The sequence below is a fragment of the Paenibacillus amylolyticus genome (assembly GCF_001570725.1).
Classification (GTDB): Bacteria; Bacillota; Bacilli; order Paenibacillales; family Paenibacillaceae; genus Paenibacillus; species Paenibacillus amylolyticus_A.
This window is the reverse complement of record NZ_BCNV01000006.1, coordinates 261330-281669: the sequence shown is the minus strand read 5'-3', so window position 1 is coordinate 281669 and position 20340 is coordinate 261330. Positions and strand designations below refer to the sequence as shown.

Sequence of the window (20340 nt, the reverse complement as noted above, 5' to 3'; positions counted from 1 at the left end):
CCGCCGCCATCTCTTTTACCACCAGACCCAATACAGTGCCATAATAATGCACGTAAAGGCTACGAAAAATCCAAAGGCCATGAACAGGATCGGCATCAGATGCCCTTTATCCTTCATGTGCATCCAGTAACCCAATTGAACGAATACCTGAAGAATAGCCATAACGAGCAAAATAATAATCGTAAAGGTTGTGTTGACCCCTCCGGCAGAAGCAGCCGCAAACGCAATCAGCGTAAGAATAATGGAGAAGATAAACACCACGACGTGTTTCTGTGGCCCTTCCGTCCGGTGACGGTGTTTCACAGGCTGTTCATCTGTCTTATCCTGTGCCGACATGTGTTACCCCACCTTTCCGAGCAGGTACACGACCGTAAAGATGAACACCCAGACCACGTCAATAAAGTGCCAGTACATTGCGGAGACGTATACTTTAGGTGCAGTTACGACCGTCAATCCTTTTTTGAACAGCTGCCCGATAATGATTCCGATCCACACAATACCGAAAGCAACGTGGGCTCCGTGGAACCCGACCAGTGTATAAAATGCTGAACTGAATGCACTCGTGGTCATACCGAACTCTTTATGTTTCACATACTCATAGAACTCGTATATTTCCAGTGCGAGAAATCCCATACCCAGTAACACCGTGATGCCTAGCCACAACGCTAGTGCATCTCGCTTGCCCTTATGCATGGCCTGAATCGCAAATACACTCGTCAAACTACTGACCAGGAGTATAAACGTTGCAGCGGCCACCAGTGGCAGGTGGAACAATTCATTCGCCGTAGGTCCATCATTGGTTTGACCACGAAGAGCCAGGAAGGTAGCAAAGAGTGTACCGAACAGTACCGTCTCGCCGCCAAGGAACAACCAGAAGGCGATAAGCTTGTTACGTCCTTCCAGCGTTGCTTTCTCCGGTTCATGCGGCAATTTGTCGTTCACCGGTTCGGCATGTGAGGTTGTCATGTTCTAGCCCCCTTCTCATCCTGATCCTCCGGTTCAATATGCCAGCCATGATCATCATAAAGTGAACGAAGTGCCATTGCGCCAAATGTGATTACGAGTCCAATAATAACCACAATATAATTGTTGAATAATCCGTTCATAAACGCATTGCCGAAATCATCCTTGCTAAACATCAAGCCGAGTCCTGCGATAAAGATACCTACAGACATTACAAACGGCAACGGCGTTGCTGAAGGCATATGAATCGAACCTACGGGTTCTGCCGGTGTCATCTCTGTATGTCCTGCCATCTTTTCCTTCCAATACGCATCGATTCCGCGTACCAGTGGAGTCTGCTTGAAGTTATATTCCGGTGGCGGGGAAGGAATGGACCATTCCAGTGTACGTCCGTCTTCCCACGGATCGTTCGGCGCACCAGCCGGTTTTCTTGTTGTGATCACGATGTTCACGAGGAACATGATAACCCCAACACCCATCAGAAACGCACCGACAGAGCTGACCAGATTGAGCAGGTCAAAGTCCTGATTCGGTAAGTATGTAACGATCCGGCGCTGCATCCCCATCAGACCGAGGAAATGCTGTACAAAGAACGTTAATTGGAAACCGATCATAAATGTCCAGAATGTCCATTTACCCAGTGTTTCGCTCAGAATACGTCCGAACATCTTCGGCCACCAGTAATGCAGTCCCGAGAACAATCCGAGCACCAGTCCCCCTACAATAACGTAGTGAAAGTGGGCCACAACAAAGTACGTATCATGGAACTGGAAATCCGCCGGAGCAGATGCCAGCATGACGCCTGTAACACCACCCATAACGAAGGTTGGAACGAATCCAACCGCAAACAGATTTGCCGCCGTAAAGCGGATCTGTCCACCCCACATCGTAAAGAGCCAGTTAAAGATTTTGATCCCGGTTGGTACGGCAATCAACATCGTGGAGATGGAGAAAAGCGCGTTGGCTACATTACCCAAACCTGTTGTAAACATGTGATGCGCCCATACCATGAAGCCCAGGAAGGCAATCAGGATGGTGGCAAATACCATGGAGCTGTATCCAAACAACCGCTTACGCGAGAAGGTCGGAATAACCTCCGAGATGATACCAAATGCCGGCAAAATCAGAATGTATACTTCCGGGTGCCCGAAGATCCAGAAGATGTGCTGCCAGAGTACCGGATTACCGCCACCTGCGACATCGAAGAAATTCGCTCCCAGAATACGATCAAACGTTAAAAGTACAAGCCCTACCGTGATGGCAGGAAAAGCAAAAAGGATAATGGCAGATGTAATAAATGTCGTCCATGTAAACATCGGCATCCGCATGTAAGACATGCCTGGAGCACGCATGGTAATAATCGTTGCGAGAAAGTTAATGCCCCCGATCAGTGTTCCCAGACCTGCGATCTGGAGACCGATGGTGTAGAAATCCACACCATGCGTTCCACTATATTCACTGCCCGAAAGCGGCGTATATGAGGTCCAACCCGCATCCGGTGCCCCGCCCATAACCCAGCTCAGGTTCAGCAACAATCCCCCAAACAGGAACGTCCAGAAACCCAGCGCGTTAAGAAACGGGAAAGCCACATCCCGCGCCCCGATCTGCAAAGGCACGACAGCATTCATAATGGCAAATATAAGTGGCATGACACCAAGGAAAATCATCGTTGTTCCGTGCATGGTAATCAATTCGTTAAAGACCTGTGCCGATACAAAATCATTCATCGGCTTCATGAGTTGAATCCGAATCAAAATGGCTTCAATGCCGCCGATTCCAAAGAAAAATCCACCTGCAACCAAATAGAGAATGGCGATTTTTTTGTGATCGACGGTGGTGATCCAATCCATCAAGCCCCTGTACCTCTTGACGCTATGCGCATGAGCCAAGGTTGTGTACCCCCTTCTTCGTCCTTGCTGTTCTATTCATAGTCCAATTTGTAGTTGGCCAGATATTCGGCAATTCCGTCGATTTCTTCATCCGTCAACCCAAGATCTTTGGGATTCGGCATGGTATTGCCCGGCTTCACGGATTGTGGATCATGGAGCCATTCTTTCATGTTATCCAGTACCGGGTTTCCTTCTTCCTGTCCCTCACGATAATTCAGCAGAATGCCTGCGACAGATTCTTTGCCGCCGATTCCCGTCAGGTCAGGTGCAACAGGTCCACCTTGGTCGCCAACAGCGTGGCAAGAAAGGCAATTTGTTTTGAATTTTTCGGCCAATTGAGCATCTTCAGGAAGGACTGCGGGTGCTTTCATTTGATTCACCCATCTGTCAAAGGATTCCTGACTCACCGCTTTTACCTTAAATTCCATGAAAGCATGCGATCTGCCGCATAACTCGGCACATTTACCGCGGTAAACGCCTTCATTTGGCGCGGAGAAACTAAACTTGTTAAGCGTTCCATCCGGGTTTGTGTCCATTTTGCCCGCAAGTGACGGCACCCAGAAGGAGTGAAGCACGTCAGCGGTCTTCAATTCGAATGCGATTTTGGTTCCGGTCGGGATGATGAGATCTTGAGCGGTGGTTACGTCATATTGAGGATAAGTGAATTCCCACCAGTACTGATGCGAGGTGACTTGGACCTTAAGTGCGTTTTTGTCATTGGACAGATCTTCACCTTGGGCAAAAATCGTTTGTACCGTCGGTACTGCCAGCACAATAACCAGCAATAACGGAATGGCTGTCCATATTACTTCCAGCTTGAAATTCCCTTCAACCTGTTCGGGCATCTCAGTCTGCCCGGCCCGTCTGCGAAACCGGATCAGGACATAGGCCGCTATGGCGAATACAATGATGAGCACCACGATCATAATCGCGATGGACAGCTTCATCAGATCATATTGGCCTTGCGCCACAGGACCCTGAGGTTTCATTACCGACAAGTCTTCCCGCCCGCATGCGGATAGCAGCAAAGAGAACACCGCCAGCAAGGGGAGAATTCGCTTTGCAACCTGCCACTGTTTCATCATTGATCTACCCCACTTTTTTACGTTTTCGTAGATTACCGTTGTCGTTCGGTAGAAAGGCAACAAAAGGTACGTTTCAGCACGATACGCATAATCCTCTTCGTCATACAGAACGCTTACAAAAATAACGCTTCCAGTACTCCCGTCATTTCCTGCTCAGGGCATGTCTGCGCATTCTTCCAATTCATTCTATATGCTTCAATCACTTATTAAATATAAGTTGAGGGTATGATTTTGTCAATCTTTGGACACATGTTCACAAATTGTTCACTTTATGTAAAAAACCGCTCTGTAACTTGATTTGTAAACGATTTCAGTTAAAAATATTACTCTCTACATTTGAAAATTTTTGCCAAATTTCGGTGATGAAACTTGATTTATTGGCGATTTTTCTCACATTGAAAACATGCGGGATTATGCAAAAGAAAGATCCGATTTTATGGATAACATCTTCCATATTCACCTGGAAGGCATACATTCCGCTCCATACTGCTTTATTCAAACTCAAACAGCATGGAGCATTTGAAGAATTCTGAGATTTTTTGAATCCCAACTCTCGAATTGTAGCTCGATCAGCTTATCTGCTTCGCGCACTTCATCTTACGTACCGTTGGTCAGAATTAGAGGGCCGTCTCCGGTTATGGCAACCGTATGCTCATACTGAACACCCCAGCTGCCATCCACCGTCCTCACCGTCCATCCATCCTCATCCCATACAACGGCTCCTGAACTGCCTTTTGTAAAGATCGGTTCAATGGTAATAACCATGCCCTCGGTGAGCATCATGCCCGTTCTGCGTTTGCCATAAGGCAGTACATTCGGCGGTTCATGTATATACTGACCAATCCCATGACCGATGAGCGGCTTCACAATGCCGTATCGATAGAGTCTTGCCGTTCGTTCAATGGCACTTCCAATATCTCCGAGCGTGTTGCCTGGAACTGCCTGTGCAATGGCCCGCTCAAGCGCCTTCTCTGTACGTCTCATCAGCTTGCGAACGGATCTGCTTGGTTCATCAATTCCATATGTCCAGGCCGAGTCAGCAAGCCAGCCGTCTTTGTTTACCACCATATCGATGGTCACCACATCTCCGCTCGCCAGAATCTCATCACCCGGAAATCCGTGGCAGACCACTTCATTGATGGAGGCACAAGTCGCGTAAGGATACCCTTTGTACCCTTTCTGCTCCGGTGTAGCCCCATGTTCTGCGAGAAACTCTTCCACCCGCTCGTTGATCTCTGCTGTCGTGATCCCAGGGACCATCCACTGCTCAATATGCTGGTGACAGCTCCACAAAATTCGTCCTGCTTCCCGCATGTAGCCAATCTCTTCTTTGGTTTTCAGTATAGGGTCCACATGCATTCATCCTTCCCGCTATAGGTGTACTCCCATATATATGCAGCAGGAACGCAAAAAAAACCGCCTGCCGGAGCTTAACGCCCGAGAGACGGTTCTATTCATTATCGGAACAGTATAATCAGAGTTGTGTGTTGTTTCAGGACACGGAAGAATCCATCTTGACAAGCTCATGCTCAACCACAGAAGTCAATTCTTCCTCATATCCACCCGTAATCCGGTATTTTCTCACGTACTCCTTCACGAATTTTTTTGGATCCTTAGGACGGAAAATCCGAGTCATTTCCCTCAAACTTTCTTTGACCTCATTGTGACCTTTCGTTGCCATTGTAATTCCCTCCCAAAACGTTGAAAGTGAATGCTCCGTTTAGAGAATGCCGAATAAGTCTTAAATGCCATCCATGAAGTTGTGTGCGCGGCTTAAAGCAAGCTTTAGGTCGGGAACCTCGCTAGAAAGCAAGTACCTGACACTATAAATACCCGATATGATTCGGAATGAATCATAATCTTATTGTAGCATATTCGGAAGTATCTTACGACTTGACGATTTCCTCTAATAAATATAACGGTTTTCATGCCCAAAAAGTTTAATTCCGAATCATAAGTTATGATTGCCGTCATTCTATACGGAATTAATATATCCAGCATAACACTGAACTATTCGGGGGATATTATCACGGACAACCCATATAGTTAAATTACTGGTATCCAAAGGAGGCGCCGTTTCATGGAACGCAAAGAACAGGATATGCTGCCCCTTTCGCATGAAAAGGTGGAAGTAGATGGAGTCTACATCAACGAAGCCGGACGTGAGGAACATCTGCATCGGGGGCAACACTTCCCGGCTGATCCGGTTCTCGGCAAGTCGGAATGGAAACTGACGGAATATGCATATGATAATCACCATGAAGGACGTACCGATGAACGTTTGGTGCCCAAAGAAAACGACACCGATAAAATTGGCAAGATCACAAACCCTCGCAGACAGATCGAGGGAGGATAAGGATTTCGTTCGTTTAATCAGCAAATAAATTCACCGGTTCAGTTCTGTCCAACTCCTTCATAGCCTAGTTAAAAAGGACAAAGGAGGCTGGACCGGATGTCCCCCATGAAATCGTCTAGCGGTCTGGATGAAAATATTGCCGGTATGCTCTGTTATCTGTTCACCTTTGTGGGCGGGATTGTCTTTCTCGCTGTAGAGAAGCGGAGTCGGTTCGTGTTATTCCATGCGCTGCAATCCGTAACGGTCTTTGGCATCATTATGGTCGGGCATGTCTTGTCGGCATTTCTTCCGTTGTTTGGACCCCTGGTGGCATCGCTGTTATCCCTGCTCGGTGTGGTGGTCTGGCTCATCATGGTCGTCACCAGCCTGCAGGGAAAATGGTTGAAGCTACCGTGGGTTGGCGATTTTGCAGAGAAACAGATGCGACATCTGTAACTTTAGGAGACTTGATTAAAAGAAAAGACGATCCTCCCCTTCAACCGGGTTTGGATCGTCTTTTAATTATGATTTAGAGGAATGCCCTCTTACTTTAATGTAATTGAAATATTCATAACATAAATGATGTATGTCGTAAACCATTCATGCTCTATATCATCATGTATTAATCCGCTTGAATATTCATCCTGTTAAGCATCTATTCAGAAGAGTTAACATAACAATCATGCTGGATGATAAATCTAGCCTACGTTGGCTAATTAAGCCGATTTGCCCGTCTCTCCAAGGATGGCATCTGCCTGTTGTTCAGCCATCTTGGCAGCCGTTTCCTTGGTGCCAAGACCATTAAACAGCAGGTTCATGAAGATCGCCGTGAAGCTACCTGCAATGATGCCGTTACCGAGCATAATCTGAGCCCAGTCCGGTGCACCAGCGAACAACTCAGGCACAACAGTAACACCCAGGCCCATACCTACAGAACAAGCAATGACAAACAAATTTTCATGACGGTTCAGATCGACCTGACTACCGATGATTCGAATACCGGATGATACCACCATGCCAAACAAGGCCACCATGGCTCCGCCAAGAACTGCTGTTGGAACGAGCTGTGCCAGTGCCGCAATCTTCGGTACAAATCCGATGACCACCAGGATTCCACCAGCTACAACAATGACATCACGCGTCTTCACACGTGTCATCTGTACAAGTCCTACATTTTGCGAATACGTTGTATATGGGAACGAGTTGAAAATACCGCCTAATACAATAGCCAAACCTTCCGCACGATAACCACGGGCCAGATCCTTGGAGGACAGGTCCTTGTCCAGGATTTTGCCCAGAGCCATAAATACACCTGTGGACTCGGCCACGCTGACAATCGCCACCAGGATCATCGTCAGAATTGGTACAATCTCAAACGTCGGTCTACCGAAGTAAAACGGCTGAACAACATGGAACCAACTTGCCTCAAGAATTGGAGCAAATTTTACTTTACCCATGAATCCTGCTGCTATCGTTCCTGCAAGCAGTCCTATCAGTACCGAGATGGAACGGATGAATCCAGTTGTGAAACGTGTCATCAGGATGATAAAGAGCAGTACACCGAATCCAAGCAACAGATTCGTTCCGCTACCAAAGTCCGGTTGGCCTTGGCCGCCTCCTAGATCGTGGAAAGCAACTGGAATCAGAGTCAGACCAATAATAGTCACAACGGAACCCGTTACTACAGGAGGGAAAAGCCGAATGAGCTTCCCGAAGAGACCAGAGAAGATCAACACGAACAGCCCTGAGGCAATAATTGCTCCGTAGATGGCAGATACCCCACTGTTCATACCGATGAGGATCATCGGAGAAACTGCTTGGAACGCACAACCGAGCATGACCGGCAATCCTACGCCGAAGTATTTATTTCCCCATACCTGAAGGAGTGTAGCCACACCGCAGGCGAGCAAGTCAATAGCGATCAGATAAGTTAATTGTTCCTGTGTAAAGCCCAATGCGTTACTGACGATCAGTGGAACGACGACAGCTCCTGCATACATCGCAAGAACGTGCTGTAGTCCAAGTGAGAAGGTTTTGATCGGATGCCGATGCCGCTGAAAAATACGTTCGCGTGCCATATTAATTCGTGCCCTCCTCGTCCGCAAAGGTAACCTGTCCATCCGACAGTGCCCCGATGCGAACCAGCGATTCCACACGGTATCCCGCTTCTTTCAGCAAGCGACCTCCCGGCTGGAATGCTTTTTCAATCACGATACCGATACCAACCACTTCTGCTCCAACCTGCTCCACTATGCGCGCCAGACCAAATGCTGCTTCACCATTCGCCAGAAAATCATCAATGATCAGCACGCGATCGCCAGGCTTCATGAACTTCTTGGCAACAGTAATTTCATTCGTCTCTTGCTTCGTGAAGGAGTATACTTTCTCCACCAGAATGTCTTCCGTCAGGGTAAGGGACTTCTGCTTCCGTGCAAAAATCAGCGGCACGTTCAGTTCCAACGCGGTCATGATGCCCGGTGCGATCCCTGACGATTCAATCGTCAATACACGTGTGATGTTCTCTCCTTCAAAGCGGCGAATGAATTCCTTACCCACTTCTTTCATCAGAACCGGGTCCATCTGGTGATTCAGGAATGAATCCACTTTGAGTACTTGCTCGGACAGGACAATACCTTCCTGTCTTACCTTGTCTTTTAACAATTGCATTGCATTTCTTCCCCCTGAATGCCCTCCGCACAGATGCCAACATGCCCCTCCAGTATCACAGTAAAAAAACAAAAAGCCCGCCTTTTCACACGCTGCGGAATAACCGGAGACGGGAAAGACGGACTTGTACGTATATGGACAAGCCGTATGGACGCTGCAAGTGTAATGGAAGAACAGAAAGACAGGAGATCACTCCTGACGCGAGAAACTCCAAACAGTCTAATCAGAAACAGATCCAAGCTATCTGAACCTGCTCTTCAGTCAAACTGTCTGGGGATGATCTCATTCCAATCACACAAAATATTGCAACATCTTTCCCGTAGTCCGATCATTCCGGTGATCGGGTAGAGACATGCAGGCCTATTCCTGCACATATACGAGTAACGGCATATTTAATTTTTGGCTCCATGATTCGTTACAATGTATGATCGCGAACCTGAATGTAAATGGTTAAACATAACTGACAATGTTAGAAGTATACCCAATCGGCGGCGTGAAATAAAGAAGTATTTTCATGGAAGTTGCGGAAACTTGTCTTAATTTGCAAACAAGGGGTGATTGGAATGTGTTTTTTATGTACAATATGAGAACGGAAGCGCGGATCTGAACGGAGAATGCATGGAGACGCGGCCTATATTATGAAATAATCAAAGGAGATATGCAGACATGAAAGGCGTACTTAAAGAATTCAAAGAGTTTGCCGTCCGCGGCAACGTCATCGATCTGGCGGTTGGTGTCATTATTGGGGCTGCTTTTGGTAAAATCGTCACGTCCCTTGTGAATGATATCATTATGCCTCCAGTTGGAAAACTGATGGGCGGAATCGACTTCAGCCAGAAAATCATCAACCTGGACGGGGATATCAAAACAGCAAACGGACAGGACATCACCACACTTGCTCAAGCGAATGAAGCTGGCGCTACGGTGATTGCTTACGGACAGTTCATCAACGTCATGATTGATTTTCTCATCGTTGCGTTCTGTATCTTCATGCTCGTGAAGGGTATCAACTATCTGAAAAGCAAAGAACACAAAAAGCCCGAGCCGAAAAAAACGACCAAGGCTTGCAAGTATTGCCTATCTGAAATTCCGGCTGCAGCTACTCGCTGCTCGCACTGTACTTCAGAGCTTGAAGCAGAAGGAAGCGGCGCTCCGGCGTAACCACAATGAGCGTTCAAAGACTCACCGTGTTGAATTACGAATAAATAAATCCTGATGCGGGGGTTCAACCGCTCACTTGCTAAGGTTTATGTATGAAAAGCTAGCCATATGGGCTTCATTAACAATTCGTTGCGTAGCTTAAAGGTTTGAAGGGTTCCACCGTAAAGGTGGGGCCTTTTTTGTGCCTAACATACATGTATTATATGTGCTCCCCCATGAATTTCATTTGCACTCACGCTCATGAACTAGAAACGACGTGGCAGCAAATGCTCCAGGATCGACTTCAGATCCTTATCTTCCTTGTAAACTTCTTCCCCGGTATCAAGCTCCGTCACGCGAATATATTCAAAGTTAGCCGAAGCATCCACCGGCTTGAACAACAACTGGGCCTCATCTTCCAAACGTACATTGAATCCCATATCCTTAAACATAGTGGTTAACTGACTGTTAGCCGGTTCCTGACCTTGCCCTACAAATATAAGTCCTCTAAGACTTTTACGTTCCTGAGGTTGCGGATAAATCACCTGAAAGTGTACAATGCATTCCATACGATCGTTCCCCTTTCGTGTAAAACATACTTTGTGAAATTTTGAACTTTAAAAACTGCTATATAAGGAGATACGTTTCATGACCCCAGAACGTTTCGACATTTATGACGATAAGCAAAATTGGATCGGCACTTCACTACGCAGCGAGGTCCATGCCAAAGGATATTGGCACCGTTCATTCCACTGCTGGATCGTGCGTGACGAAGGCGAGCAGCGACTCGTTCTTTTTCAGCGGCGGCGTGATATTAAGGATACCTTCCCCGGATGTTATGACATCACAGCAGCAGGTCATCTCACCGCTGGTGAGCAACTGCAAGACGCAAGTCGTGAGCTGGAGGAAGAATTGGGTGTGAATGCTCCATTTGAGGCACTAACCTATCTACTCACGGCTACACAGCAACTCCAAGGCGAGGTGCGTGGTGTGCCATTTGTAGATCGGGAATTCAGCGCGGTCTATGGATTATGTCTGAATCAACCGCTCGAAGCCTACGTTCTACAGCCCAGCGAGGTAGATAGCCTGTATGAAGTGCCGCTGGATGATCTGCTCGCCTTGTTCCGTAGTGAGATCGACGTCATTCAAGCTACCGGAGTTCAGACTCAGCCGTTGACTGAACCGGAACGTATCGTTCGCGAGATTCGGGCAACGGATTTCGTACCCCACGGCACAGCTTATTATATGGACGTGCTGGAAGCTCTGTATCACGTGCCCAAAGACTGATCATGTACAATCCTGATTAACCCGATCCCGTTCAATCGAATGTTCATAGCTTCATTTTCTCAAAAATAGCATAACTTCATACCTTTACTATCGACTTGACTGGAAACAGATGCTGTGACGAACATCACTGTCATATCTCAAATCAGCACAAACAGGCGTCTGCCTCAAGGCAGCGCCTGCTTTATGTACACATATTCATTTCATCAAAGAAAAATATTATGTGCTGAAGTGTTCACTTCATCAGAAGTGGTTAAGTCGCCGATCTGCCTAGTTCTTGTCTTCCTCTCCTGAAGGAGAAGACCAGTAACGTGCAGAGAGATCTTCGTACCGGTGCCCGTAGCGGGACTCCAGTTCCTCACCCATATCCTGTTCCAGTTCGTACAACACCAGCTCTTGAGCAAAATGATTCAGCAGCAGTCCAGTCATTACCGGATGCTCCGTCACCACTGCCTGTGTGGCACAGGATTCACCGCGCATGCCAAGCATGCACCAGCGGCGATCCACCACCAAGGAAAATTTCCGACCATTACCTGTGCCATACAAAGGCAATCCCGGCAAAGGAACAGGCTGATCGAGCATGCCTTCGCCGCCATCACACGACCATAACAGCCGCACACCGCGAGCCTCAGCCTGCTGTAAGTCATTACGCAGCAGCTCTGCCTCCTCACGCCAAACGTCTACGACGATCTCATGCTGAGCCTCGGCCAATTCACGGCTCAGATTCTCAAACACATTTTTGTCACCTTCAATGTTATAGAAGACAGGTTTCTCCGGTTCGCTCTTGGGCATGCTGCTCTGGACATAATCCAGAGAGGTACGCATCTGATCAGAGATCATGCGTGTCATCTCCTCAGGCTTCAGCACACTATACTTCGCAGGCTCCCCCGGACTACACCGCAAGAACCCACGCTGTTCCAGCCGTTGCAGGGTCGCATATACATTGGAACGGGACACGCCCAGCCGCTTCGCAACCTCATATCCTGAGGCTGATCCCTGACGAGCGAGTTCCACCATAATTTTAGATTCCATCTCGGTAAACCCGAGATGACGCAAATGATGCAGCAGTTGGTCCATATTCCCGTCCCCCCATGCTGTCAGCAACCCACACTGCCTCACACTGATGCGGCAGTGCTTCTACTGCATCAGATCAGATCTGTTCGGCACCACAGCGCGGACACCACTTCGACCCTTTGGGCAGCTCGGCTGCACAAATCTGACAATTCACCATTTCGCGTGACACTTCGGTCTGTACGTCCACCGTATTCACGATCGGGTTATTTTCTTTCCAGTAGCGGATGCGTTCGTCCAGCTCCTGCTGACGCTCACGTTCACGTTGCATCTCTTCATCTCTGCGACGTTCCCATTCCGCATCGAACGCTTCCTTTTCTTCTTGGGTAAACTCGGTACTGTTATATTCCGATTCGGTCTCCAGATCGGCTATGGACGGAATGACCGTGTGATACGGCTCATCTTCCTCCAGTTCCAATTCAGGTGGCGCATCGTAGAAGTCCGGCTCCGGAGTTTGGGTCTGAGCTACAGCTGCCTCCTGTCTCGCGGCTGTGGTGGCTCCTGCGAATCCTGTAGCTCCTACTGTAGGTGCTGGTGTCTTGAACTCGCCCAACTTGCGTCCGCATTTAGGGCAGAAGTTGGCATCCAGGGAAGCGACATGTCCACACTCGCACAACCGTTCGTTCTTAAGCTGTGCAATCTTGTTGCGCAGACCATCAATCTCGTCCTGCAATTCGTCGCAAAGCTGCGACAGATCCACCATCTCTTTTTCCGCACGCGTCATATCCTGTGCCCGATAACCCTCATAGAAGATGCGACCCATATCTGTAAAATGGACTTCCTGTTCCTGTTGCAAGCCCACAATCTGGTTGTTCAATTTCCCAATTTCAACGGCGTGCTGGGCACGCTCTGTTGCTTTGTTCGCTCCGTCTTTGATGCGCTGAAGCAGTTTCATGACCATTCCTCCTCTGTCCCGTCAAAACCAATATTATCATTTCTATTTAGTAGTAAATTAGCATATTACATCCTTCATGCAAAATGCTCAGGCATATAACTTATACGATATCATGCCAAAAAGTTGCGTAATCTCGTGCTGGTGCCCGTTTTATACCGATACTGGATGAAATCGGGGGCTTTCGTCAAGACCATATGTTCGGGTATAATGAAGCTTTGGCCATACTTAACCGCCTGTTTAGGCGACTAACTCTATCATACCAATTTACAATGCGATTGTGAAAAGGGCAAATGGTTTACTTTTAACCGGGATAGTCCTATCCCTGAATGCATACAGAGGTGGATGAAACATGTTAAGTCCGAACTCAACGTTCTACCCCCGTCCGCTCGGGGTTACCCCGGCGGCGTCCCTGCCCCAGTCCCCGTCTGCTCCGCTGGAGACCAGTCGGCAACTCGTGGGCAATGATCAACAGGATGCCTTTTATTTTCGTTCTCTGGAAGAGGCGGGCATCAAGCTAAATGCACCACAAATTTCGGCAGTCCGTCACGGCAGAGGACCTATTCTGACGCTCGCCGGAGCTGGCTGTGGCAAAACGACTGTGCTGGCTGCAAGAGCCGGCTACCTCATAGAGGTCAGTGGCGTACATGCGGGTAGTATCCTGCTGGTGACGTTCACCAACAAGGCCGCCACCGAGATGAAAGACCGAATCGCCGCATTGCCAGGTATACGCCCGGCAGCCGCGAGAGCCGTACAGGCTCGCACCTTCCACTCTTTTGCGCTGACATTGCTGCGTCATTACGGTGTGCAGGAAGAGATCTTTGGCGAGTCGCGTGCTCAGCACACCGTACTGAAGATGCTTCTTCGTCAAAATGGCATGAGTGAAGCCTTCCAGCCTGAAAGTCTGCTGGCCATGCTGTCCGCGTGGAAGATGCAAGGATCAGAAACCACCGACCTGCCTGAAAAGTCACAGGAAGAACGCGACGCCAAGCGTGTCCTGCTAGGTTACGAAGCCTGGAAACAGGATCGGGGCAAAATGGATTTTGATGATATTTTGCTACGGGCAGCCGCGCTGCTTCGTGATCCTGCTGTTCTGGGTCCGCTTCAAAAGCGTTTCCAGTACATTATGGTCGATGAGTTCCAGGATACCAACCATCTGCAATATGAAATTGTACAAAAACTGGCTTCCGCCCACCGCAACCTGATGGTTGTGGGAGACGATGACCAGACGATCTATACCTTTAATGGCGCACGCCAGGAATCGATTTTGGAATTCGATAAAGTATACCCCGGTGCACGCATCGTGACGCTGGATATCAATTATCGCAGTGATGCACGCATTCTGGGACTCGGGAGTGAATTGGTCGCCCGCAATAAACGCAGACGTGACAAACGTCTGCGCGCCGCCGGAAACCGTGGAGATGCGCCGCGCTTCGCTACGCCTTCCAATGCGGAGGAAGAAGCGGCGTGGGTCGTAAACCAGCTCTGCCAACAGGTTGAAGAAGGGCAACACACTTATCGTGATATTGCGATTCTGCACCGGACAGCAAGCAGCAGCCGGGCTGTATTTGAGCAGCTTGTGTTGAAAGATGTACCTTTTGTACAGCATGGTGCTTCTCCGGTGTTCTATGACCAGTCTCTCATCAGACCCCTGATGGATCATCTGCGTCTGTCCCTTGATCCACGTGCCATGGATGCTCTCCCCAGTGCATTGGGACCGCTCTATGTATCACGGGATGCTGGCCTGGAATGGATTCAGCGCTGTGAACAACAACAGGCGAAGAAATATCCGCTTATCCATCTGGTGAAATGGGACAAGCTGAAACCGTTCCAGCAGGAACAGGTCAAAGAACGCATCAAGCTGATCAAATCACTGCACAAACTAAAACCCATCATCGCCATTCAGGAGATGCGCAGGCAGTTCTACGACAAGTATATGGAAAGTGGTGATCCCAGCATCTTCACCCATTATAAGGAAACGATGCTGGAAACCCTCGATGAATTCGAAGCTGCCGTCAAAAAATTCGAAACGGTGGAAGAGTTCATCCAATTCGCGGATGAGCTCTCCCGTAGACACCGGGAGATGGAATCTTTGCGCCGTGCGCAGGATAGTGACGCAGTACAACTGATGACGATCCACCGGGCCAAAGGTTTGGAGTTCCCTTGTGTATACTGGATCGGAGCCAGTGAAGGCATTGTGCCTCACAGTACAGCACTGCGCCAGGATATTCCTGAGGATCAGAAAGCTGCGCTTGCTGTGCAGCAGACAGATGCCGAGCTGGACATGGCGCTGGAGGAAGAACGCAGGCTCGCCTACGTTGCCATCACACGGGCCAAGCAGTACTTGTATGTTACTTCGCCGGCAAGCCATCACGGAAAGCCAGCGGATGTGTCCCGCTTCCTGCTTGAAGCCTTCGGCATGGAAGTACCGGACAAGCGCAAACCTCGTGAGGAGAGCCGGACGAGCGGTCAGGCTTCATATGGCAAAGGCAATGGATCGTATGCCCGCTCGGGCTCGGGTGCCCGTTCCGAAGGTCGGGATGTAGCACAGCGTCGTGCAATTAGCCATAGTGACCGCCGTGACTTCGAGGTCCACAACGAACGTGACGAGGACCGCCTCGGTGAACGACGTGGGAGTGGTGAAATCCGCAATCATAAGGCATTCAGCACCACAGGTGTGAGTCCGACAGCTGGGACTTCCTCCAGTTTACAGTCGCACACTTCAGGTTCAGGTAATGCTGAGCGTACGGAGACTGTTGCGGTCTGGAAATGCAGCTCGTCTACCTGCAAAGCGTGGCTAAGACAGAAGCCGGCTGTGCCTTCAAAAGCAACCAAGAAGGCATCATCGGGCCCTCCCGCCTGTCCACTATGTTCAGGATCGATGGAGGCAGGTACCCGCCAAGTTCCCGTAACGGGGAGATTTGGGAAATAAAATAACACGAGCATAGTTGCTCGTTTCAGGGCGCTTTTTGCTGTTTATTAACAGTAGAAGCGTCTTTTTTCCATTTCAGAATGGAGGTTGGATTATGCAGGAGGGCAAACAACATCTGTATGTATCGGTAACTCATAATCTTATTGAACGAACAAAGAACGAATCTACACCCTTTGAAGTGTTGGTGGATGACGGGCAGTTGGGCCGATTGAAGGATCTGATGAAGGTGCTGGAGGATGACGATGCCTATACTTTGCAACGAGCTCCCGTACCCTACAAATCAGCAGACCACGATGAGGCGACAGAGCAATTTTCGGATGGCATGACCTTGCTGTACACCTTTCTGTATGACCATGGCACGCCGGACACCCGGCAGGCAATTGAAAGCATGAACGTGCTTCCAAGACTGCAGGATACGGATTACGATGACCCTGGGTATGAGAATTCACCACTGAATAAATGACAGGATGCCAAAAAGACTTCCTCTCCGATGGATTCGGGCAACAAAGCCGGGTTAAGGAGAAATGGAAGTCTTTGATCTTTTAAATTATACGAAAGCTTTATAAGTTGTTTCATGTTTCATGAGAACCTCTTCATACCTTCCTGTTCGGATGATTTCCCCCTGCTCCATGACGATGATCTCATCAAATCCTTTTAAACTTTCATCATACTCATGAGTGATCATCAAACAAAGCACATCTTTCATCTGCCCCAGTATATCCTTGATCTGATCACGGGTCTCAGGGTCTAATGCGGAGTCTGGCTCATCTAATAATAATATTTCAGGCCTTTTATACAATGCTCTAGCAATACAGACCTTTTGTCGTTCCCCACCTGATAAATACTCTCCATGATCCCCTACCACAAAATCCAGCTGATCAGGATGCTTGTTGATACATTCACGAAGTTGCAGTCTTTCAATGAGCGATTGGAGTTCCTCAAAGTCGGAAGAAACATCCGATTGTCCCATAAGGATGTTTTCTCGAATCGTCGTGTTAAACAAATAGGTTTGCTGATCAATATAAGCCAAATTCTCATAGCTCACTTGTTTCATATCTCTGTTGTCTAGTCGGATAGATCCTGTGTAATCCGTAATTAATCCTGCAATCATCTTTAATAACGTGGACTTCCCACTTCCGTTCCCACCAACAATTGCATATTTTTTCCCGGCTTCTAATGTGATAGAAACCTGACGAACTGCCGGCTTCTCTTCATCCGGATATACATAACTTATATTCTCCAGATGTATCTTTTCAAATTGATCAATGAAAACTTTATTATCCTCTCCACCATCGTCCGAACGTTCAATAATCTTATCGATCTGTTGGCGTATCGGCTTAGTCGAACGAACAATATTAAGATCCTGAGTGATACTGATAGCAGGTTCAAAAACATACATGATTAATTGAGTACATGCAATAAGAGAACCCACTGTGAGAGCACCAGTACTCACGGAGTAACCACCAATCAAAAAAATCAGTAGCAATAATACCATAGACGAACTTCCAAATGTAACATTTGCCAGAATAAGTATATCTCCAAACTGTTTGCTCTTCCGTTCCATGTTTTTTATTTTAATGAAATGACGGTTCAGTATATAATTCGCAACCTTATAAATTTTGATTGTTTCATATCCATATAAAGCTTCACTTGTAGATGTAGTGTATTCTTCTGTTTTTTTGATCAATTCCTCTTTTAACAAGAGAATCCGTTTAGTGAATAGAAGAGGAAATATGCCAAGTGCAGCAATAACTATAATCAAACTCAAGGTTAACAACGGGTTCAACACAATCAGAGTACATATGGATACTACCAGCAGCAACGACTTCGAGATCAAATGAATCACAGTTTTGAAATAGTCATTTTCCAGAACAGGAATATTGGTTAATAGCAAGGATGCATATTCATCATTCTTTTGAGATTTGAACTGTCCGTACTCTGATTCTAATAAAGCTTTCATTACACGATTTCTAATCTCAATTGTCCTATGCATGACATAGGTATTGTTCATTCTTCCTGTCACATATGTCATCGCCATTTGAATAACGATAATTATAAGTGCCAAAAACAAATAGAACCTGAATAAATTCATCTCATTCGCAATCAGGAAATCTGTGACCTTCATTAATGCCAGCGGAAATAAGACAGAGACAATCGACAATAGAAAATTGGCACTAATTAACACGATAAACTTTAAATCCTTCTGAATATATTTCATGATTGGCCCTCCGGTTTCTTCCAGAACAGCACAGAACATTCAGCTAATTGAGTTTCATTTTACTTTTAAGCCCCGCTCCTGCAATTATGTAATGCAGTGTCAGTGTGATTACCATAATAATGATGTATGCAAACCAGGGTGAACTGCTAGTCGAGATGTTTACGTAGTCCGATTGATACTTCTGGCTAGCATTAAAAATACTTTCAATATTTCTGCTTATGATTAATGAAGCAACAGAAGTATATATCAAGCTTGGAATACTAAACACAATTCCCACATTCCTGGCATGCCCTTGCTTCTCTTTAATCCAAAACATCTGTGCAATCAGCCCAATACCTACACTGGCTAAAATGGGAAGAAAAACCAAGGCAAAGATCTGAATGATATCGACTTGACGCTGAAACGTCACCAGAACATATAACAAAAGGATATGAATAACACACGACAAGATAAATAGTAGTTTTGTTTTCATATGCACCCTCCCTAAATATTCATGAGATTATATGTGAAATGAAAGAGTACCGTGTAGCGCAAGTTGTTTGTCTTTACATAGATTACACCCATCACAATCGAACCAGGTAAACGATACAGTACATTATCCATAAAGGGCTCATTCATATGTGTAACAAACGCAAAACATATACTGCTTAACAAGACAACGAACCATGCCCTGTTATATAGCTTTCTGATGATATAGCACATTGCCCCACGTGCCCAGAATTCTTCTGTAACAGCAACAATGCACATCTGAACTGTGCTTAAAATCAAAACCTGAAAATCAATCCCTTTACTAAACAAATAAGAATAGAGGACAATTAAGGTTATGCATCCTATAATGATTTCAAGGTATTGGACTGATCGAACTCCCAATTCTTCTCGTTTCACCTGATATAACTTCTTCAGATACGCATAAGGGAATATAATAAATCCTACGGTCATACTGACTCCAATTATCAGAAATAATGAAACCCACTCACTGTTTCCTGGTACTAAAAAACTCATGACAATTCCACTTATAGAGACCATAAGTGTAGGCAAAATCAACAGGATGAAAAAGTGTCCTATAACTTCTATAATGTTCTCTTTCTGTCTTTTGACACTAAAAACTCTCCATTCAGAGATCCCTTCTTTCAAACTTCCTTATTCCTAGTACACTGAAAATAGTACTGTACACTGCGACTAATGCTGCATTTGCTAAAAACAATTTCACAGCCTCAGACGTTTGGGTTAGATCCAACTCTCCAAACCTAGAAATATAATACGTGATGGACAGATATTGAATGGTTGGAAACTCTGAAACAAACATAAATGCAATAAGGACAATGCTAAAAATAATGACCGCAGTATTGGTTTTAAAATAAACACTTAACATAACACTGAATGTAATTGTGAAAATATAAACCAGTACAATGCACAAAAAAAACAGGAATAAGCCTGTCAATTCTTCCGATTTTAATAATTGTCTCGTCACCAAATCTTCACGTTGAACAGCAAATAAATAATACATCACCAAAGTCACGATTAAAAAAGCTAGACATATCACAAAAAAGGCCAATATCAGTGAACTGACTTTTGCAAAGTACATTTTGGGACGGTTATTGATCCGTTGTGTATATAACAAAATACTCTTGTTCTCAATTTCGCCTCCCAACGATCGGACAGACACTAAAGATAGAATAAAATAATAGATGTATACTGCATTCACGAAGCTGAACATATTCACAAAGAAACTCATGCCATATTCTTTCTCTTCTCCGGTGAATACAATAACAGAGGAATTGAGAGAAATACCGATGCTATACAGAGCAGGGATTGCGAGCATCGTAAGCATAATCCACATATCCTTACGATACATCAATTTCCG

The 20340-nt window shown here is 46.6% G+C and carries 21 protein-coding genes and 1 riboswitch; of the genes, 6 read left to right on the top strand and 15 right to left on the bottom strand.

What is annotated here, in order from left to right:
* Nucleotides 1-15: 15 nt before the first annotated feature.
* The 6 genes from PAHA3_RS24805 to PAHA3_RS24780 form a co-directional block, all read right to left on the bottom strand.
* Nucleotides 16-336: a cytochrome C oxidase subunit IV family protein gene (locus PAHA3_RS24805; protein WP_062837337.1), complete on the bottom strand. Its 321-nt coding sequence runs from the start codon at nt 334-336 to the stop codon at nt 16-18.
* A 3-nt stretch (nt 337-339) separates the two neighbouring features.
* Complete coding sequence (locus PAHA3_RS24800; protein WP_062837336.1) at nt 340-966, bottom strand: cytochrome c oxidase subunit 3; 627 nt, start codon at nt 964-966, stop codon at nt 340-342.
* Nucleotides 963-2813 carry a cytochrome c oxidase subunit I gene (gene ctaD / locus PAHA3_RS24795; protein WP_371327960.1) on the bottom strand — a complete coding sequence of 617 codons (1851 nt, stop codon included), beginning with the start codon at nt 2811-2813 and terminating at the stop codon, nt 963-965. Before ctaD ends, PAHA3_RS24800 begins: the two co-directional genes overlap by 4 nt.
* Before the next feature lie 71 nt (nt 2814-2884).
* Entirely contained in the window at nt 2885-3937 is a 1053-nt protein-coding gene (coxB, locus tag PAHA3_RS24790) for a cytochrome c oxidase subunit II (RefSeq protein ID WP_062837334.1), read from the bottom strand.
* A gap of 597 nt (nt 3938-4534) precedes the next feature.
* The gene (map, locus tag PAHA3_RS24785) at nt 4535-5296 is read right to left on the bottom strand and encodes a type I methionyl aminopeptidase (RefSeq protein ID WP_062837333.1); all 762 of its coding nucleotides are present in this window, start codon (nt 5294-5296) and stop codon (nt 4535-4537) included.
* Nucleotides 5297-5429: 133 nt separating this feature from the next.
* Entirely contained in the window at nt 5430-5618 is a 189-nt protein-coding gene (locus PAHA3_RS24780) for a hypothetical protein (protein WP_017690840.1), read from the bottom strand.
* A 399-nt stretch (nt 5619-6017) separates the two neighbouring features.
* Between PAHA3_RS24780 and PAHA3_RS24775 the strand changes: the two genes are divergently transcribed.
* Together PAHA3_RS24775 and PAHA3_RS24770 are read left to right on the top strand one after the other, a co-directional pair.
* Nucleotides 6018-6293 (top strand): hypothetical protein, encoded by a 276-nt coding sequence (locus tag PAHA3_RS24775; RefSeq protein WP_062837332.1) that lies wholly within the window; start codon nt 6018-6020, stop codon nt 6291-6293.
* Between the two features lie 96 nt (nt 6294-6389).
* Nucleotides 6390-6728 (top strand): DUF4870 domain-containing protein, encoded by a 339-nt coding sequence (locus tag PAHA3_RS24770; protein ID WP_062837331.1) that lies wholly within the window; start codon nt 6390-6392, stop codon nt 6726-6728.
* Between the two features lie 260 nt (nt 6729-6988).
* On the opposite strand, the gene PAHA3_RS24765 is transcribed toward PAHA3_RS24770, so the two are convergent.
* Complete coding sequence (locus PAHA3_RS24765) at nt 6989-8350, bottom strand: nucleobase:cation symporter-2 family protein (RefSeq protein ID WP_062837330.1); 1362 nt, start codon at nt 8348-8350, stop codon at nt 6989-6991.
* Between the two features lies 1 nt (nt 8351).
* On the bottom strand, nt 8352-8939 hold the full coding sequence (locus tag PAHA3_RS24760) for a xanthine phosphoribosyltransferase (RefSeq protein ID WP_036613196.1): 588 nt from the start codon (nt 8937-8939) through the stop codon (nt 8352-8354).
* A gap of 300 nt (nt 8940-9239) precedes the next feature.
* A riboswitch (purine riboswitch) is annotated at nt 9240-9339 on the bottom strand.
* 266 nt (nt 9340-9605) lie between these two features.
* On the opposite strand from PAHA3_RS24760, the gene mscL reads away from it, so the two are divergent.
* Nucleotides 9606-10100 carry a large conductance mechanosensitive channel protein MscL gene (gene mscL, locus PAHA3_RS24755; protein ID WP_062837329.1) on the top strand — a complete coding sequence of 165 codons (495 nt, stop codon included), beginning with the start codon at nt 9606-9608 and terminating at the stop codon, nt 10098-10100.
* A 245-nt stretch (nt 10101-10345) separates the two neighbouring features.
* On the opposite strand, the gene PAHA3_RS24750 is transcribed toward mscL, so the two are convergent.
* Nucleotides 10346-10648, bottom strand: a complete 303-nt coding sequence (locus tag PAHA3_RS24750; RefSeq protein ID WP_056695593.1) for a hypothetical protein — start codon at nt 10646-10648, stop codon at nt 10346-10348.
* Nucleotides 10649-10727: 79 nt separating this feature from the next.
* On the opposite strand from PAHA3_RS24750, the gene PAHA3_RS24745 reads away from it, so the two are divergent.
* Nucleotides 10728-11366 (top strand): NUDIX hydrolase, encoded by a 639-nt coding sequence (locus PAHA3_RS24745; RefSeq protein WP_062837328.1) that lies wholly within the window; start codon nt 10728-10730, stop codon nt 11364-11366.
* A 267-nt stretch (nt 11367-11633) separates the two neighbouring features.
* On the opposite strand, the gene PAHA3_RS24740 is transcribed toward PAHA3_RS24745, so the two are convergent.
* Both PAHA3_RS24740 and PAHA3_RS24735 read right to left on the bottom strand, forming a co-directional pair.
* The gene (locus tag PAHA3_RS24740; protein ID WP_062837327.1) at nt 11634-12440 is read right to left on the bottom strand and encodes a TrmB family transcriptional regulator; all 807 of its coding nucleotides are present in this window, start codon (nt 12438-12440) and stop codon (nt 11634-11636) included.
* 73 nt (nt 12441-12513) lie between these two features.
* Nucleotides 12514-13329, bottom strand: a complete 816-nt coding sequence (locus PAHA3_RS24735; RefSeq protein WP_062837326.1) for a zinc ribbon domain-containing protein — start codon at nt 13327-13329, stop codon at nt 12514-12516.
* Between the two features lie 349 nt (nt 13330-13678).
* On the opposite strand from PAHA3_RS24735, the gene PAHA3_RS24730 reads away from it, so the two are divergent.
* Together PAHA3_RS24730 and PAHA3_RS24725 are read left to right on the top strand one after the other, a co-directional pair.
* Nucleotides 13679-16258 carry a UvrD-helicase domain-containing protein gene (locus PAHA3_RS24730; protein ID WP_062837325.1) on the top strand — a complete coding sequence of 860 codons (2580 nt, stop codon included), beginning with the start codon at nt 13679-13681 and terminating at the stop codon, nt 16256-16258.
* Between the two features lie 94 nt (nt 16259-16352).
* Nucleotides 16353-16721: a hypothetical protein gene (locus tag PAHA3_RS24725; RefSeq protein ID WP_062837324.1), complete on the top strand. Its 369-nt coding sequence runs from the start codon at nt 16353-16355 to the stop codon at nt 16719-16721.
* Between the two features lie 84 nt (nt 16722-16805).
* On the opposite strand, the gene PAHA3_RS24720 is transcribed toward PAHA3_RS24725, so the two are convergent.
* The 4 genes from PAHA3_RS24720 to PAHA3_RS30650 all read right to left on the bottom strand — a co-directional run bounded on the left by PAHA3_RS24720 (nt 16806) and on the right by PAHA3_RS30650 (nt 20316).
* A complete protein-coding gene (locus PAHA3_RS24720) occupies nt 16806-18476 on the bottom strand; it encodes an ABC transporter ATP-binding protein (RefSeq protein WP_062837323.1) in 1671 nt (556 codons plus the stop codon).
* A 43-nt stretch (nt 18477-18519) separates the two neighbouring features.
* Entirely contained in the window at nt 18520-18948 is a 429-nt protein-coding gene (locus PAHA3_RS24715) for a hypothetical protein (protein WP_062837322.1), read from the bottom strand.
* A gap of 11 nt (nt 18949-18959) precedes the next feature.
* Complete coding sequence (locus PAHA3_RS31260) at nt 18960-19415, bottom strand: CPBP family intramembrane glutamic endopeptidase (protein WP_371327959.1); 456 nt, start codon at nt 19413-19415, stop codon at nt 18960-18962.
* A gap of 175 nt (nt 19416-19590) precedes the next feature.
* The gene (locus tag PAHA3_RS30650; RefSeq protein ID WP_167350939.1) at nt 19591-20316 is read right to left on the bottom strand and encodes a hypothetical protein; all 726 of its coding nucleotides are present in this window, start codon (nt 20314-20316) and stop codon (nt 19591-19593) included.
* Nucleotides 20317-20340 lie beyond the last annotated feature (24 nt).

Excerpts from the sequence above, each read along its gene's own strand:
- PAHA3_RS31260 (WP_371327959.1), bottom strand. The coding sequence starts at position 19,415 with ATGACCGTAGGATTTATTATATTCCCTTATGCGTATCTGAAGAAGTTA.
- PAHA3_RS24725 (WP_062837324.1), top strand. The coding sequence starts at position 16,353 with ATGCAGGAGGGCAAACAACATCTGTATGTATCGGTAACTCATAATCTT.
- PAHA3_RS24740 (WP_062837327.1), bottom strand. The coding sequence starts at position 12,440 with ATGGACCAACTGCTGCATCATTTGCGTCATCTCGGGTTTACCGAGATG.
- PAHA3_RS30650 (WP_167350939.1), bottom strand. The coding sequence starts at position 20,316 with ATGTGGATTATGCTTACGATGCTCGCAATCCCTGCTCTGTATAGCATC.
- PAHA3_RS24745 (WP_062837328.1), top strand. The coding sequence starts at position 10,728 with ATGACCCCAGAACGTTTCGACATTTATGACGATAAGCAAAATTGGATC.
- PAHA3_RS24735 (WP_062837326.1), bottom strand. The coding sequence starts at position 13,329 with ATGAAACTGCTTCAGCGCATCAAAGACGGAGCGAACAAAGCAACAGAG.
- PAHA3_RS24760 (WP_036613196.1), bottom strand. The coding sequence starts at position 8,939 with ATGCAATTGTTAAAAGACAAGGTAAGACAGGAAGGTATTGTCCTGTCC.
- PAHA3_RS24770 (WP_062837331.1), top strand. The coding sequence starts at position 6,390 with ATGTCCCCCATGAAATCGTCTAGCGGTCTGGATGAAAATATTGCCGGT.
- PAHA3_RS24750 (WP_056695593.1), bottom strand. The coding sequence starts at position 10,648 with ATGGAATGCATTGTACACTTTCAGGTGATTTATCCGCAACCTCAGGAA.
- map (WP_062837333.1), bottom strand. The coding sequence starts at position 5,296 with ATGCATGTGGACCCTATACTGAAAACCAAAGAAGAGATTGGCTACATG.
- PAHA3_RS24715 (WP_062837322.1), bottom strand. The coding sequence starts at position 18,948 with ATGAAAACAAAACTACTATTTATCTTGTCGTGTGTTATTCATATCCTT.
- PAHA3_RS24780 (WP_017690840.1), bottom strand. The coding sequence starts at position 5,618 with ATGGCAACGAAAGGTCACAATGAGGTCAAAGAAAGTTTGAGGGAAATG.
- ctaD (WP_371327960.1), bottom strand. The coding sequence starts at position 2,813 with ATGGATTGGATCACCACCGTCGATCACAAAAAAATCGCCATTCTCTAT.
- PAHA3_RS24805 (WP_062837337.1), bottom strand. The coding sequence starts at position 336 with ATGTCGGCACAGGATAAGACAGATGAACAGCCTGTGAAACACCGTCAC.
- mscL (WP_062837329.1), top strand. The coding sequence starts at position 9,606 with ATGAAAGGCGTACTTAAAGAATTCAAAGAGTTTGCCGTCCGCGGCAAC.
- PAHA3_RS24800 (WP_062837336.1), bottom strand. The coding sequence starts at position 966 with ATGACAACCTCACATGCCGAACCGGTGAACGACAAATTGCCGCATGAA.
- PAHA3_RS24720 (WP_062837323.1), bottom strand. The coding sequence starts at position 18,476 with ATGAAATATATTCAGAAGGATTTAAAGTTTATCGTGTTAATTAGTGCC.
- PAHA3_RS24775 (WP_062837332.1), top strand. The coding sequence starts at position 6,018 with ATGGAACGCAAAGAACAGGATATGCTGCCCCTTTCGCATGAAAAGGTG.
- coxB (WP_062837334.1), bottom strand. The coding sequence starts at position 3,937 with ATGATGAAACAGTGGCAGGTTGCAAAGCGAATTCTCCCCTTGCTGGCG.
- PAHA3_RS24765 (WP_062837330.1), bottom strand. The coding sequence starts at position 8,350 with ATGGCACGCGAACGTATTTTTCAGCGGCATCGGCATCCGATCAAAACC.
- PAHA3_RS24730 (WP_062837325.1), top strand. The coding sequence starts at position 13,679 with ATGTTAAGTCCGAACTCAACGTTCTACCCCCGTCCGCTCGGGGTTACC.